Genomic DNA, 14,899 nt, shown 5'->3' with positions numbered 1-14,899 from the left:
ACCTCCTTAATCTTCTTGTAGCAATTCCTTCAATTTTGCCAGTCGAGGATCTAATACTTCCTCTTCCTGTTCCTCTTCAATGGAACACTGACATTCATGAACATTAAGATTTTTACCACATTGTACACATAATCCTTTACAATTATCGCTACAAAGGGTTTTAAGGGGAACATTAATAAAGATGCTCTCCTTAATAATTTCATCTAGTTCAATTACTTCGTCTTGATAAAAAATCAGATCATCTTCATCATCTTGATTTTCTTCATTAGAATCCTCTTGAACTAATTCAGCATTAATTTTTTCGTCCAGTTGATATGTAAAAGGCTCAAGACATCGACTACAATCCACCAACAAGTCAGCTTTAACATTGCAGTTTAAATAAATTCTTTTATCCATCACATATAACTTTCCCGTTACTGAAACAGGCGACGGTACATTAATTTGATCTCCATAATAATCAATAGTATCAAGATTTAGAAGAAAATTCAAGTCAACTTGATCCTTTTTCTCTTTTTTAAGTGCTGTTAAATCAATCTTCACACAGTTCACCTCTTAACCATCGCTAAAATAGATTATACAAATGAATAAAATGTTTGTCAAGTATTTTATCTTGATAGCTACCGATAATTAATACAAATTCTGACTAACTATGCTGTAACTCTTGTATTCATCCCTCTATTAATTATTAGAATAAAAGTATATGAAGGTAGGTTGCCCTACCTTCAAAACCTATTTTTATTACTTAACAAGAGCTAATGTATCTCTTGCAATCATTAATTCTTCATTAGTTGGGATTAATAGTACCTTTGTTTTTGAATCGTCTGTTGTAACAATTCTTCTTTCCCCTCTAACATCATTCTTTTCAGGAGAAATGTTAATACCTAAGAACTCTAGACCTTTACAAACTGCTTCACGACATTCTTTTGAGTTTTCTCCTAAACCTGCAGTAAATACAACTGCATCTAATCCACCCATTATAGCTGCATAGGCACCAATGTATTTCTTAACTCTTTTATAATATACTTCTAAGGCAAGATTAGCTCTTTCGTTTCCTTCTGCAGCTGCTTGTTCGATATCTCTAAAGTCGCTACTTACTCCTGAAATACCTAAGACACCAGATTTTTTGTTCATTATGTTATTTAATTCTGATGAGCTGATATTTTCTTTTTCCATTAAGTAAGTCGTTATAGCTGGGTCCATATCTCCGCATCTTGTTCCCATTACTAAACCTTCTAATGGAGTAAAGCCCATGCTTGTGTCAACTGATTTACCACCATCAACAGCAGCAACACTTGCACCGTTTCCTAAATGGCATGTAACAATCTTTAACTCTTCTAAAGATTTTCCTAACATTTCAGCCGCAACATTTGCTACATATTTATGAGAAGTTCCGTGGAACCCGTATCTTCTAATTGAATATTTTTCGTATAACTCATATGGAAGTGCATATAAGTAGGAGGATTTTGGCATTGTTTGATGGAATGCAGTATCGAATACCCCTACCATAGGAACCCCTGGTAAAATTTCTTCACAAGCATATATTCCCATTAGGTTTGGTGGGTTATGTAATGGTGCTAATTCTGAACATTCTTCTAATGTAGCCTTTACTTCTTCAGTAATTAGTATTGAACCAGAGAACTTTTCTCCACCATGAACTACACGATGACCTACTGCGCTAATTTCATCCATTGATTTGATTGCCCCATGATTTGGGTCTACTAAAGCTTCTAAAACAATTCTTATTGCATCTTTATGATTCCCTAATGTTTCGTTAATCACTACTTTATCTTTACCAGTAGTTTCATGCTTTACAAAGCCATCTTCTATTCCGATACGCTCTGCAATTCCCTTTGCTAATACTTCTTCATTTTCCATATTAATTAATTGATATTTTAATGAAGAACTACCGCAGTTTAAAACTAATACTTTCATTTGATAACCTCCTAAAAATATAATTTTATCTAGTTTGATAAAAAATTGTTTTACATATTCCGACATTACCATAATAATAAAAATTCAAAAATAATGCAAGGCAAATTTAGCCCTTTGTATACAAAATATCTAAAATATTTTCTTCCAATCTACAGATATTGTACCATATTTTTAACCATTTATTTAAATAATATAGTATAATCATTATGTTATACAAAGAATGTTCTATTTCTTGCTATTCTCTAGGGATTAGTATAACCAAAATCCTCTTTCAAATTACATTTAATTAGGTAATTTATTCTTAATTAATAACCTCACCGAAAGAATAAATACTACTATTTTTTTATATTTATTTACAAAATGTTTTATTTATTTACTAAATACCGATAATACAAATTAACCCATATATAGGAGGAATTTATGAAGGTACTAGGTTTGATTACAGAATATAACCCCTTTCATAATGGTCATTTATATCATTTGCAGGAATCTCTTAAAGTTAGTAATGCAACCCATTCAATTGCTGTTATGAGTGGTAACTTTCTTCAAAGGGGGGAACCCGCCCTACTTCATAAATGGGCTAGGGCAAAAATGGCTGTTTCAGCAGGGGTAGATCTCGTTTTAGAGATCCCCACCCTATATGCTTGTGCAACCGCTGAACATTTCGCCTACGGATCAGTTAAACTTTTAGATGAAACAGGAATAGTTGATGCCCTGTGTTTTGGTAGTGAAGAAGGTAATTTAAAGGGGCTTCAATTAATTTCAGATGTTTTAGTATACTCTCCTGAAGCATTTAAGTGTTATCTGCAAAGTTATTTACAACAGGGACTATCCTTCCCTGTTGCCAGAGAAAATGCCCTAAAGGATTATTTTAATAAAGCAGGCAATTTTTCAGAGGAAGAAACGAGACAATTACATAGCATTATTAAGAATCCTAACAATATTCTCTCGATAGAATATCTAAAAGCCCTTAAAAGGATTAATAGTAAGATCCTCCCCCATACGATTTTGAGAGTAAAGGCGGGTTATCATTCCACTGATATTTCCTCTAATATTGCCAGTGCAACTGCTATTAGAGAGCATCTAAAGAGGAAGGTACCTCTAGAAGAATTAATGGGTGTGATCCCTGTTTCAACCTATTCTGTATTAAGGGACTCCTTTAAAGATGCAATTGGCCCAATTTTTAGTCACCAATACCAACAGTCTATCATGACCCTAATCAGACGAAGTAGTTTAGATGACTTAAGGAACATTCCTGATGTAAATGAAGGGCTAGAGAATAGAATTAAAGAGTGTGGTTTAACTTCAAATGACTATGGCGAACTATTAGAAAATATAAAAAGCAAACGATATACATTAACCAGAATCCAAAGAATTTTAATGCATTTACTTCTTAATATATCAAAATCAGACTTTGATAAAATACACCAACAGGGTGGTCCTCAATATATTAGAGTCCTTGCCTTTAATGATAAAGGACGAGAGCTTTTACGATTAATGAAGGATAAAGCCAGACTCCCAGTTATTAATAAACTTAGTCATTATATTCCCCAAAATGAAGCTGCTACTAAAATGTTAGAAATTGATGTTAGAGCAACTGATCTTTATCATTTAGGGGTTAAAAATTCTGATTTGGCTTTACAACAACAAGATTTTCTACAGACTCCATATTATCACCATCATTAAAGGGGTAGCAGCGCCACCCCTTTTAATGATCCCTATCTAATTAAATGGCCCTCATAAACTTAGTCTAACGATACAGTTTAAGTAAAAATTTAATTTATATACCCATATCATTATTCATAACATTTTTTAAAAGCTAGTCCTCATGATTTATAAAATTACATTATTGTCTATAATGATTTCTTTGAGTGCCCTAATTTATTACTAACTCTACACTTTGTCCCTCTTTAAGGCATTAGATTATGTTGGTAATGAGGGAATACTTTTATCAGTAGGCTTACATAATAATATACTTGTATACCTATCTGTTTGAAAAGATTTCCCCCTAGCTTCTTGATAAATAACCTAGGTTCCATCGTTTCAGTAATTTTCATTCTACTATTAAACTTAGCTATTTCAAATTAAACACCATGATAGTAATGCCTTGCTAAATTTACAATGTCCGCCTTAAACTTATTGCCCGCCACAGTTATTGGAGGTCTTCGCTCTTCTAATGCCTTCAAAATAGAAAGATAATCATCTGTAACAGTAAAGATTTGGTTTATATCAATATTAAAATAGCCACCATGATTGACTTCTACATCCTTGAAAAGATGCTTTATATTTTTTCGCTTTACATATACATCATCACTGTAACGATTTATCAATAAATCCACCTTAAGTTCTTTTAACCCATCAAGATAAAGCTTATTAGGCATTCTATTAAGAGTATTCATTCTCTGGTCTACCACTAACAATCGATGATCAACTAATGCTAATAGATCCCGAAGCACATTTTCCTCTAGTTTTGTACCTATATCAACAAGTACCACCTGTGCTTCCTCTTTACTTCTAAGGATCAAATTTGATAGTTGTTCCCTCGTTAAAGAAAGCTTTACGTCTCGATGTTCAGAGTAAATCGATAAATAGCGATTAATTTCAATAGGGGTTGTTGCCTTTCCATCTTTACTTGCTGAAGCAAGGCAATTGGCAAAATCCTTGTTAAAGTAATAATACACATCCTTTTTTTCTAAGTCAGCATCAATCAGTATTGTTTTTATTTTCTTTTGAGAGAAATACCATGCAAGATTGACTGCGGTAATTGTCTTACCTGTAGCTTCTGGAGCCATAATAGCTATTATTTTTTTATAATCTAGAGGAGGTTGATAACTTCCCTTCCCCTTGAATAAAGAAAAGCTATTACCTTCTTCCTTCTTAGACTCTTTTATTCTATCAAGGTCTAATTTAAGTTCTTCTATTCCCTGATATCTATTTTTCATTTCTCTCTGACAACATTTTTCTAGTACCTTTAATAATTCTTTAGAAACCTTTTTGGTCTGTCTAGCAAACCCTTCATCTACTTTAGGAAATGTTCCTGTTAGAAGATAAAATGACATAACCCCAAGACTATATAGATCTGTTCTAGTGTCTGCATAACCTTCAAACTGTTCTGGAGCAGCAAATTTTGCTGTAATAGCTACAGTTTCTTCCCTCAACGAAATAATAGACTTTTCTTTGAATTCCATTGATACACCAAAATCAATTAATACCGCTTTATTGTCGGGTGTAATCATAACATTTGAAGGTTTCATGTCACTGTAGATAATAGGATGGGGTTTAATACCGTGCAAGTACATTAACACATCTGTTAAGTGACTTAGCCAATTTAAAACCTCTTCCTCGTTAAAAGGCCCCTCCAATTTCATTTTTTTATCTAACGAAACCCCTTCAATGTAACTTTCCACTAAATATGTTCCATTTTCATCTTTAAATATGTCAACTATTTGTGGAAGATATGTATGGTTAAGCTTTTTTAATATATCTTCTTCCGCAACTATTGATGAGTTTCTTATCCCCTCAATTTTGGGAATATATTTAACAGCCCAAAGATTTCCCAATTTTAAGTTACGACAAAGATAAACCTTCCCCATGCCTCCCTCACCTAAAATGCCCTCTACTACATATTGATTATTTAGAATTGTTCCCTTTGGGGAACCTCTGTCAGGAAAATTAGATTGAATAAATTCTGTTACTAGTGGATCTTCTTCTAACATTAGATCTTCTTCTGATTTAGGATTTTTTGCAAAATTAGGTGACACAAGTTGTTGTGACATATTAGTCTTGTCATGATTTTTTTTATTGTTTTTTTCCACAAAAAGTAACAATACTAATCCAATTACTAGTATTGATAGTAATAAATAGACCATAGTATCCTCCTTCATCTTTTAAGCTATCATTTCTTGTTAGTGTAAACTTTCTTTTGTTATGTGCAATTAAAAATGTAATTTTCCTAACGCTTTATTTGAAAATATTACCTTTTAGCAAATTATAGCAGGTTTCGACCTTATATGCAATAATTTGTCACTTATTTTTATGATTTTTTTCAAAGTCTTATACTGCTAATTTTTCAATTTAATTCTTCTGTTCTCCCATTATCTATATTAACATTAATTCAATTTCATCAACCTTCTTCCTTCTTTATCATCAAATTCCATTACTTTGTCATTAAGTTCCCTTTCTTTATCATCAAGTTCGATTTCTTTATCATCAAGTTCGATTTCTTTATCATCAACCTCAACTCATATTGTGGATTTTTAAATTTTATCGTTTTTTCCGAAAATCATATGTTTCATCATGAATGTTGATTTGTGCTGTCTTATCATCCTTTAATTTGTTTACAAATGTAACGGTTTCATTACTGTTCCATTTTATGTCTTCATAATGTTGGTCTACCCAAAATAAGACCTTCCTTTCATCAGATTTGCTACTATGGATCACACCAACATAACTATAATCTGAAAATAAAAATGGTCCACCTCTATAATAAACTTCCAATGTCAGTTTTTCATCTGGTGATGGTATTTCATACAATGGTTGAGTATCCAAATCAATTGCGTTTTCAAGACTAGTCCTGTATATTGAAGCCCAGGTCAACAATTGGTGCTTCCCATATACAATAGTGACTGTACCTAGTATGAAAAATATAATGATAATTATAATTTTTTTACGGCCATCTCTTTGACTCAAATAATTTCCCCCTAGCTCTAAAATTTTTATAATTATTACTAACTTAACTAACTTATTTCTTTTATTACTTTTTCAACAAAAAGATTATACTTCCTTCTACTTGAATAAAGTTGTCTACACCAAGTTATTTTTCCTAAGAAGCCTAGGTCCCTTAGATGATATAATAACGTCTGAGTACCCTCCTGACTAGGCCCATAGGGGGACTCCTCTATACACCTATGACTAACAAACTAAAATTATAATTTACAGAAAAAAATAAGCACAAATGCTTATTTTTTTTCTTCAAGATTAAATTGCCACCCAACGCCAAATTTATCTACAACATATCCATATAATTTACTCCAAAATGTCTCCTGAAGCTCCATTGGAACAGAACCACCTACACTCAATTTTTCAAAGGCTGACCTAATTTCATCAATATCATTACAATTAACTACCAGGCTAATATTATTGCCTACTGTAAAGGGCATACCTGGTGGCACATCAGAAAACATTACAATACTCCCTTTAATATTTAAGAAGGTATGCATCACCAAATTTTTTGTTTCTTCAGTAAGGGGAAAATCTTCCGAAGAGTGAACGTCCTTATATAGCATTATTTCTTGTTTCTCTACATTGAAGACATTTGCATAAAATTCTACAGCTTCCCGACAATTCCCATTAAAGTTTAAATACATTTGAAGAGGCATTTTTTTCACTCCAATTCTTTTTTGATTTTTATATTGTTATCCATAACTTGTCCATATAAACATAGAGAAACACAAAAAATATTTTATTTATGTTTATTATACCTTAGTAGAGAAAACCTATTATCGCTTATCTCAGCCAACTACATGTCCCTCGTTTTCTCAGCTCCCAAAATTGCCATGGCTTCTTTGTATTCTGGAAATACTTTACCCACAAGCCGCCAAAAAGAACGATCATGATTCATATGCATAAGATGACAAAGCTCGTGGACCACAACATAATCTACTGCCTTAAGTGGAAACAGCATTAGTTTCCAATGAAAAGTCAAATGTCTATTGGAATTACAACTTCCCCATTTGGTTTGGCTATTTTCAATGGAGAAGGATTTATATTTTACTTTAAAGTTGGGTTGATAAAACCTCAATCTTTCTTCTATTAATTTACGACTAGCTTTAATATAATAAGCCTGTAATGCATCAGTAATGTCAATTTCCCCTTCATGAGGGCATCTGCAAATAAAGGTATCTTCTTTCTTTTCTATCGTAATTTTTTTAATGGATGAGTCTATTAGGATATATAAGGGATAAGGTTTACCTAAGTAATAGCAATACATCTTTCTTTTTTGATCTTCCATATAACGACTCCTTATATTAGGTTATATTAAGTAATTCATTCCACAATTATACATTTAGATACCATCTCCCTCTTTAAATTTAAGAAAGCTTTTAACTCTTAACTTTTATCTTTAACTTTTATCTTTAACTTCTACTTTTCTTATTTCACCATTCAAGTCGATATTGTTAGTTCCTTTCATTTCTATAATAGATTTTCTTTAGCAGGTTTTTAACTCTCATACTAAAAAACCGCCAATTTTCATTGGCGGTTAATTAAAAGGATATACTATTGAGCCTCTTTAGCGTATACACTAACTTGCTTTCTAGTTTTGTCTTTTCTTTCGAACTTAACAACTCCATCAATCATAGCAAATAACGTATCATCTTTACCGATTCCTACGTTAGTTCCTGGATGAATTTTAGTTCCTCTTTGTCTAACTAATATATTGCCAGAGCTAACAAATTGACCATCTGCTCTTTTAACACCTAGTCTTTTGGCAATACTGTCACGACCATTTTTAGAACTACCTACCCCTTTTTTACTGGCAAATAGTTGCAGATCCATGATAAATAACATGAGTTACACCTCCTTGTCATGAAGCGCTATATATTCCGAATAGCCTAATTCTAAATTTTTTAAACCTATCAACATTGTTTCCAAAAGAAGATTCGTTTTTTCACGTTCTTCTTTGGTTAGTTCATCGGGAATTCTACAAGTGAGAAAACCGTTATTTATTTCATAGGTTATGTTAATCTTTGTAATTTCATGTAATGCCAACACTATTGTTTGGCTTAAGACAGATACTGCAGCACAAACTATGTCTTGTCCCCGCTCTGCCGCCTCAGCATGACCAGAAATTTCAAACCTTGAAACTTCTTTTTTATCGTTTCTTTCTATCAGAATTGATATCATGGGCTTTACCTAGGCATTGATTTTTTCGATTACTAATTTAGTGAATGGTTGTCTGTGACCTTGCTTTTTTCTGTAGTCCTTTTTTCTCTTGAACTTGAAAACAATAACTTTCTTAGCTTTACCTTGAGCAAGAACTTTAGCTTCAACTTTTGCACCAGCAACAGTCGGAGCACCTACAGTAAGGTTACCATCCTTAGAAACTGCTAATACATTGTCAATTGTAACAACATCACCTTCAACTACTTCTAATTTCTCAACAAAAAGTGTGTCTCCTTCTTGAACTCTGTATTGCTTACCACCTGTTTCAATAATAGCGTACATATTTACACCTCCTCAACCCAGTCTCGCCAAATACTAGGTAGTAAGATATCCTTACATTTTAAACCCGATTTGTGCGGCTACTACAATAATAAATATTATCATAGTCTTTAGCTGTTGTCAACTCTTTCAGAGGACTTTTCTTTTAAGAGTTTTTCTATCATATCAATATTCCCCATAACTTTACGATTTATTTCATGATAGGCTAACTTTTCATCAATTTGGAAAAAAACTTTTATCTGAGTCACTCTCTCCATTTCCTCTAAAAGTTCCTGCTCCCCTTTAATTACTTCTAAAGCAACAGGATTAACTTCAAAAAGTACTGCTTGACAAGTTGTATGTTCCCTCATTCTTTTCAAATGAATTTCTAGCTTATGTAATAGGGTGTATTCTGATAAAACCTTACCCGTCCCCTCACAACAATCGCATCTCCGTTGCAAAAGGAAATCTAATCTCTGTCTTACCTTTTTTCTTGTGATTTCAACTAATCCCAATTGAGTCATTCCAAGAATTTTTGTTTTTGTTCGATCTTTTCCTAATGCCTTTTCTAATACCATCAATACTTCTTCATCATATTTTTCATTGATCATATCTATAAAGTCTACAATGATAATGCCACCAATATCTCTAAGTCTTAATTGTTTAGCAATTTCTGTAGCTGCTTCAAGATTGGTCTTAAAAACGGTATCATCTAGATCTATACTCCCTACATATTTCCCTGTATTGACATCTACAACCGTTAAAGCCTCTGTTGTATCAATTACAATATAGCCACCACTTTTCAACCATATTTTCCTTGAAATAGCTTTATTAATTTGTCCATCTATCTTATAGGTTTGAAAGATATCCTCGTCTTCTTCAAGACGCAGTTTATCCTTTAACAATGGTGAGATTAATTCTACTAAATCTCTAGCACTTTGGTATTCTTCCCGATCATTAATAATGAATTGATCAATTTCCTTATTAAAGACATCCCTAATTGTTCGATTAATTAAATCAAAATCTTTATAGATTAGCCTTGGAGCAAATCCTAACTTTTTATCCTTTTCGATTTTTTGCCAAAGTTTTAGCAGAAACTTGATATCGTCCCTAAAATCTTCTTTTGTTTTACCAGAAGCAACCGTTCTAACGATAACGCCCATTTTTCCTGGTTTTAACTCTTCTATCTCGGTTTTTAGACGTTCCCTTTCCTCTTCACTGCCAATCCTTCTTGAAATCCCCACATAGTCGGTATTAGGCATTAACACAAGATATCTACCTGGAAGGGTAATATGGGTAGTCACCCTTGCCCCTTTGCTGCCTATGGGCTCTTTAATTACTTGTACGATAATTTCTTGCCCTGGCTTTAATAACTCTTTTATGGAAATATCCTTACAGGATTCTTCATTATTTAATAGATCTTCAGGAATGGCATCTTTAACATATAAAAAACTATTCTTTTCTAAACCAATATCAACAAAGGCTGCCTGCATCCCTGGTAATACATTAGTTACTCTTCCTTTATAAATGTTCCCTACAATTCTTTTTTGATTTTTTCTTTCAATATATAACTCAACTAGCTCGTGATCCTCTAATAGGGCTAATCGTGTCTCTACGATCCCTACATCCACAACGATTTGATTCATAAATCCAACTCCCAACTTATTTAATGCTATTCCTCCATCAATGTAACAAATTGCCCATTATGTTCCTTTAGGGATTCTAGCCTACTAATTCTGACGGATTCTAAGTTTAATGGAATTTCAGTTAATTCTTTAAGATGTTTCACTACTATTTCTGGTTTTAGATTTCCAACACTTCCAGCTGCTAAATTCATTTTTAGAAGCATTTCTTGTCCATTAAGAGAGAAGATAATTAGTTCATGAATTAGTGGTCTGATATTTGTTTCTTGCACTTTATTTTTATCACGATCCCGTCTAAATCCACCTTTACCCTTTTTCTTTTTCTTCTCTTTCACTTCTATAATTTCCTCTTTTTTGATAAAATCTGAAAGTTGAGCCCTAACAGCATCTTCTTCCATAGGTGTTTCTAAATCTACCTTTACTATGTAAATAGAACGCTTTAAAATTGCCATTAATGACTCTGCTTTAGGTGCTACATACTGACTCTTAAGTAGCTTTAATCCTTCTGGTAGAACAGCATTTAGACGACTTATAAATTCATTTACATCTATTTCCTCATCTAATTGAATATCAATATATTCTGCCTCACTACTTACCCCTATTCCCAGGGCAGTAGCAAAGGCCATGATAGGATGAGGATTAAATCCTTGGCTATAGGAAATTGGGATATTTGCCCTCCTCATGGCTCTTTCAAACACCCTAACAAGATCTAAGTGGGATATAAATACTAAGTCTCCTGTTTTAGTAAATCTTGAACGCATTTTAAACATTAACATATTCCTCCTATAAAACCATTGTTGATACCACAACCTGAACAATTAGTACGACAATCCTGCGTTAATTCCCCTGATTTAGCCTTTTCATTCTCTTTAACTAGGAACTTCTTAGTTATCCCAACATCTATATGATCCCAAGGAAGTACTTCATCATATGCTCTTCTTCTATTAGCATAAAATGCAGGATCAACATTACACTTTTCAAAAACCTCCATCCATCGGTTATAATCGAAGTGTTCGTTCCAACCATCAAACTTACAGCCTGCCTTTAGGGCCTCTTCTAACACTCTAGATAGTCTTCTATCTCCCCTTGCAAAGATCCCCTCTAAGAAGCTAGTCTTGGCATCATGATAATTAAAGGTGATATTTTTACGCTTTAACTTGTCCACTAAATGTCGCTGCTTACTATATATTTCTTCTAAGGTATCTTGTGGTTCCCATTGGAATGGTGTAAATGGTTTTGGTACAAAAGTAGAGGCACTTACTGTAACATTTAGTCCCTTACCTCTTTTTTCTTTGTCTGTTTGATAATAAATATCCACAACCTTAAAGGCTAAGTCTTTTATACCGTCTAAGTCATCATAGGTTTCTGTTGGTAATCCAATCATAAAATAAAGTTTTACGCTACTCCACCCTAAACCGAAGGCTTTTTCAACTGCATTAGTTAGGTCTAATTCAGTTAATCCTTTATTAATTACGTCCCTCAAACGCTGACTTCCTGCTTCTGGGGCAAAGGTTAAACCTGTTTTTCTAACTTTTTGTATTTCTTGTATTAATTCAAAGGTAAAGTTGTCTAAACGAAGGGATGGCAAGGATACTCCAACTTTATCCTTTTCATACTCATCTATTAAATGTCTGACAATCGAGTCGAGGTTTGAATAATCACTAGTACTTAAAGACGACAATGAAATTTCTTCATACCCAGTATTAGCTAAAAGCTTTCCTGTAAGCTCTTGTAATCTATCAAAGCCCTTTTCTCTTACTGGTCGATAGATCATTCCCGCTTGACAGAAACGACATCCTCTAGTACATCCTCTAAATACTTCTAACATCACACGGTCGTGGACAATATTTAAATAGGGTACTAAAATTTCTTCTGGGTAAAATACTTCATCTAGATTTTGAATAATTCTCTTCTTTAGTTTTTCTGGGGCATTAGGGTTATTTGCTTTTACTGCCTCAATTGTTCCGTCATCTTTATATGTAACATCATAAAAGGAGGGAATGTACACACCTTGGATACTTGCAATCTTTTCTAAAAAAGACCTTCTACTAAAGGAAGTATTCTTAAACTCTCTATATGCATCAATTACTTCTACCATAACTTCTTCAGCTTCACCTAATATAATAATATCGCAAAAATCAGCTATTGGTTCAGCATTATAGGCACATGGTCCCCCAACGATTACAAAGGGATGATTTTCGTCTCTATCCTTTGAATACAGCGGAATTTCTCCTAAATCTAACATATTCAGTATGTTTGTGTAGCTCATTTCGTACTGCAATGTAAAGCCTACAAAATCCATCTCTTTAATTGGTTCTCTACTCTCTAAGGCAAATAGCGGTATCTTATTTTTTCTCATTTCTTCTTCCATATCAACTGCTGGCGAAAATACTCTTTCACAGAATACTTCTTCCTTACTATTTAACAGATGATATAAAATTTGCATTCCTAAATGACTCATTCCAATTTCATATATATCAGGAAAGCAAAAGGCAAAACGGATTGTGTTGTCATTTACTTCCTTATGTACACTATTGAGTTCATTACCCAAGTATCTTGCTGGTTTTTCGACCTTGTATAGTAAGTCGTGTATTGCTAATTTACCCATTATTGATCCTCCAATCAACTTCTTCATTTGTTTAATACTTCTATTGTATATGATAACATATTTTTCCCCATTATATGAGTTTAAATCTTGCTTTTTCATCATATACAAAAGTATTTTAAAAAGCAATAACTTATTTATCTCAATTTACAATTCTAATAAAAAAATAATTTTCACTGTTAATTAGTTCTTTAAAACATTTTATTTTTTTGCATAAACCCTACATAATTCATATTTATGGTGTTATGTAATTTCTTCGATTAGATAACATCTAAATAAAGAATAGTTTCTTCAATTACAAATTTAAACAGATAGATTTTTATATAATAACTTTAAAAGGATATTCTAATTATAACAAAGTCTTCCTTCGGAAGATTTATAGGATGACTTTAGGTGAAAAAAACTAAGCGACTTACACAATTTAATCCATTAAATTGGTTATCTGCTTATCTTGAAACTCATTACGTAAAGTTCTCTTATTTTAATAATAATTAAAGTCGAACTTTCCTATTCGTTATAAGAAAGCTTCTCGATTTAAGACTAAGAACCATTAATTGAAACTGAATAGTCTATAATAAGTCTCTACTGCTTTATTGAGAAGCTTTTACATGATTATGATAACCTATTCATACTTGATTTTTTAATTAGCCCACCTATCGTCATCTCACTTCCATAGCTGGCTACTGCATCTAAAATCTGACTCTCAGTTAATGTTCCTAATATCTCACCTTTCAAACTAATAACAGTTACAAAATGATACCTTCCCGTAGAAAATTCATGAAAAACCCTACTTATGTCGATGGTTTCGATTACGGTTAGATACTTAGAGTTCATGATGCCTTTCTTTTGTAGGGTTTTTTTCTTTCGAAGAACATCCCTAAAAAACAGAAAAAATACCATCTTTTTTTCTCTATGTACGTTAAAGTATAGAAAGATGGCTAACAGAATCAAATACAAATGCTCTATAGATTGACTAGTATAATATATACCAGTTAAAAGTAATAGCACCGACAGGGTCTTTCCAATTAAAACTGAAATTTTTGTTGCTCGTTTCATTCCCCATAGATAATTTAATATTGCCCTTAATATTCTCCCCCCGTCTAAAGGGATAATTGGTACTAGATTAAAAATGCCTATCATAATATTTGCTCTTAAAAAGATCATGAGAAGTTCTTCCTTTATAGGGAAATAAAGCCCTAAAAAATATCCGATGGAAAACATCAAGAAATTTGACAAAGGTCCTGCAATTGAAACAATAATCTCTTTATAGGGTTCTAACACTAATTCGTCGTCTACTTTAATCACACCACCAAAGGGAAATAGTTCTATTTCTTTTATGTTAATAGCATAATACTCCGACACCTTATAATGGGCCATTTCATGTAGGGTTACAATAACAAGGGTTATGATCAACTCTCTATAATGGCCCAAATAAAAGCTCAGAGTAATTAATGGGAATAGTAAAGGGTTTATTTTGATTTCCATTCCAAATAACTTAAATTTTATCATATTATATACC

The 14,899-nt window shown here is 32.7% G+C and carries 14 protein-coding genes and 1 other annotated feature; of the genes, 1 reads left to right on the top strand and 13 read right to left on the bottom strand.

The genetic code is table 11. The annotated features are described in order from the left end of the window. Positions 1-6: 6 nt before the first annotated feature. A complete protein-coding gene (locus tag T335_RS0101490) occupies positions 7-540 on the bottom strand; it encodes a YceD family protein (RefSeq protein ID WP_026475962.1) in 534 nt (177 codons plus the stop codon). 198 nt (positions 541-738) lie between these two features. Continuing rightward, positions 739-1,932: an acetate/propionate family kinase gene (locus T335_RS0101485; protein WP_026475961.1), complete on the bottom strand. Its 1,194-nt coding sequence runs from the start codon at positions 1,930-1,932 to the stop codon at positions 739-741. Between the two features lie 420 nt (positions 1,933-2,352). On the opposite strand from T335_RS0101485, the gene T335_RS0101480 reads away from it, so the two are divergent. Further along, a complete protein-coding gene (locus T335_RS0101480) occupies positions 2,353-3,618 on the top strand; it encodes a nucleotidyltransferase (protein ID WP_026475960.1) in 1,266 nt (421 codons plus the stop codon). A gap of 398 nt (positions 3,619-4,016) precedes the next feature. On the opposite strand, the gene T335_RS21445 is transcribed toward T335_RS0101480, so the two are convergent. The 11 genes from T335_RS21445 to T335_RS0101425 all read right to left on the bottom strand — a co-directional run bounded on the left by T335_RS21445 (position 4,017) and on the right by T335_RS0101425 (position 14,889). After that, on the bottom strand, positions 4,017-5,801 hold the full coding sequence (locus T335_RS21445) for a serine/threonine-protein kinase (RefSeq protein WP_051569075.1): 1,785 nt from the start codon (positions 5,799-5,801) through the stop codon (positions 4,017-4,019). Positions 5,802-6,195: 394 nt separating this feature from the next. Further along, positions 6,196-6,621 (bottom strand): DUF5412 family protein, encoded by a 426-nt coding sequence (locus T335_RS0101470; protein ID WP_026475959.1) that lies wholly within the window; start codon positions 6,619-6,621, stop codon positions 6,196-6,198. A gap of 269 nt (positions 6,622-6,890) precedes the next feature. Next, positions 6,891-7,310, bottom strand: a complete 420-nt coding sequence (locus tag T335_RS0101465) for a VOC family protein (protein WP_026475958.1) — start codon at positions 7,308-7,310, stop codon at positions 6,891-6,893. Positions 7,311-7,450: 140 nt separating this feature from the next. After that, on the bottom strand, positions 7,451-7,942 hold the full coding sequence (locus tag T335_RS19595; RefSeq protein ID WP_051569074.1) for a M48 family metallopeptidase: 492 nt from the start codon (positions 7,940-7,942) through the stop codon (positions 7,451-7,453). A gap of 266 nt (positions 7,943-8,208) precedes the next feature. Further along, the gene (gene rpmA / locus T335_RS0101455) at positions 8,209-8,499 is read right to left on the bottom strand and encodes a 50S ribosomal protein L27 (protein ID WP_156943604.1); all 291 of its coding nucleotides are present in this window, start codon (positions 8,497-8,499) and stop codon (positions 8,209-8,211) included. 3 nt (positions 8,500-8,502) lie between these two features. After that, the gene (locus tag T335_RS0101450; protein WP_026475956.1) at positions 8,503-8,835 is read right to left on the bottom strand and encodes a ribosomal-processing cysteine protease Prp; all 333 of its coding nucleotides are present in this window, start codon (positions 8,833-8,835) and stop codon (positions 8,503-8,505) included. 9 nt (positions 8,836-8,844) lie between these two features. Further along, positions 8,845-9,156 (bottom strand): 50S ribosomal protein L21, encoded by a 312-nt coding sequence (rplU, locus tag T335_RS0101445; RefSeq protein ID WP_026475955.1) that lies wholly within the window; start codon positions 9,154-9,156, stop codon positions 8,845-8,847. A gap of 9 nt (positions 9,157-9,165) precedes the next feature. Beyond that, positions 9,166-9,245 (bottom strand) — a sequence feature (ribosomal protein L21 leader region). An 18-nt stretch (positions 9,246-9,263) separates the two neighbouring features. Beyond that, on the bottom strand, positions 9,264-10,778 hold the full coding sequence (locus T335_RS0101440) for an Rne/Rng family ribonuclease (protein WP_026475954.1): 1,515 nt from the start codon (positions 10,776-10,778) through the stop codon (positions 9,264-9,266). Positions 10,779-10,804: 26 nt separating this feature from the next. Continuing rightward, on the bottom strand, positions 10,805-11,545 hold the full coding sequence (locus T335_RS0101435) for a TIGR03936 family radical SAM-associated protein (protein WP_026475953.1): 741 nt from the start codon (positions 11,543-11,545) through the stop codon (positions 10,805-10,807). Further along, the gene (locus T335_RS0101430; RefSeq protein ID WP_026475952.1) at positions 11,545-13,383 is read right to left on the bottom strand and encodes a TIGR03960 family B12-binding radical SAM protein; all 1,839 of its coding nucleotides are present in this window, start codon (positions 13,381-13,383) and stop codon (positions 11,545-11,547) included. Before T335_RS0101430 ends, T335_RS0101435 begins: the two co-directional genes overlap by 1 nt. Before the next feature lie 609 nt (positions 13,384-13,992). Further along, entirely contained in the window at positions 13,993-14,889 is an 897-nt protein-coding gene (locus T335_RS0101425) for a site-2 protease family protein (protein WP_026475951.1), read from the bottom strand. Positions 14,890-14,899: the final 10 nt, after the last annotated feature.

This window comes from Alkaliphilus transvaalensis ATCC 700919, from assembly GCF_000621485.1.
Taxonomy (GTDB): Bacteria; Bacillota; Clostridia; order Peptostreptococcales; family Natronincolaceae; genus Alkaliphilus; species Alkaliphilus transvaalensis.
This window is presented reverse-complemented; position numbering and strand designations above follow the sequence as displayed.

Coding starts and splice junctions, on each gene's coding strand:
- T335_RS0101485 (WP_026475961.1), bottom strand. CDS start 1,932: ATGAAAGTATTAGTTTTAAACTGCGGTAGTTCTTCATTAAAATATCAA.
- T335_RS0101480 (WP_026475960.1), top strand. CDS start 2,353: ATGAAGGTACTAGGTTTGATTACAGAATATAACCCCTTTCATAATGGT.
- T335_RS21445 (WP_051569075.1), bottom strand. CDS start 5,801: ATGGTCTATTTATTACTATCAATACTAGTAATTGGATTAGTATTGTTA.
- T335_RS0101465 (WP_026475958.1), bottom strand. CDS start 7,310: ATGCCTCTTCAAATGTATTTAAACTTTAATGGGAATTGTCGGGAAGCT.
- T335_RS19595 (WP_051569074.1), bottom strand. CDS start 7,942: ATGGAAGATCAAAAAAGAAAGATGTATTGCTATTACTTAGGTAAACCT.
- rpmA (WP_156943604.1), bottom strand. CDS start 8,499: ATGTTATTTATCATGGATCTGCAACTATTTGCCAGTAAAAAAGGGGTA.
- T335_RS0101450 (WP_026475956.1), bottom strand. CDS start 8,835: ATGATATCAATTCTGATAGAAAGAAACGATAAAAAAGAAGTTTCAAGG.
- rplU (WP_026475955.1), bottom strand. CDS start 9,156: ATGTACGCTATTATTGAAACAGGTGGTAAGCAATACAGAGTTCAAGAA.
- T335_RS0101440 (WP_026475954.1), bottom strand. CDS start 10,778: ATGAATCAAATCGTTGTGGATGTAGGGATCGTAGAGACACGATTAGCC.
- T335_RS0101435 (WP_026475953.1), bottom strand. CDS start 11,545: ATGTTTAAAATGCGTTCAAGATTTACTAAAACAGGAGACTTAGTATTT.
- T335_RS0101430 (WP_026475952.1), bottom strand. CDS start 13,383: ATGGGTAAATTAGCAATACACGACTTACTATACAAGGTCGAAAAACCA.
- T335_RS0101425 (WP_026475951.1), bottom strand. CDS start 14,889: ATGATAAAATTTAAGTTATTTGGAATGGAAATCAAAATAAACCCTTTA.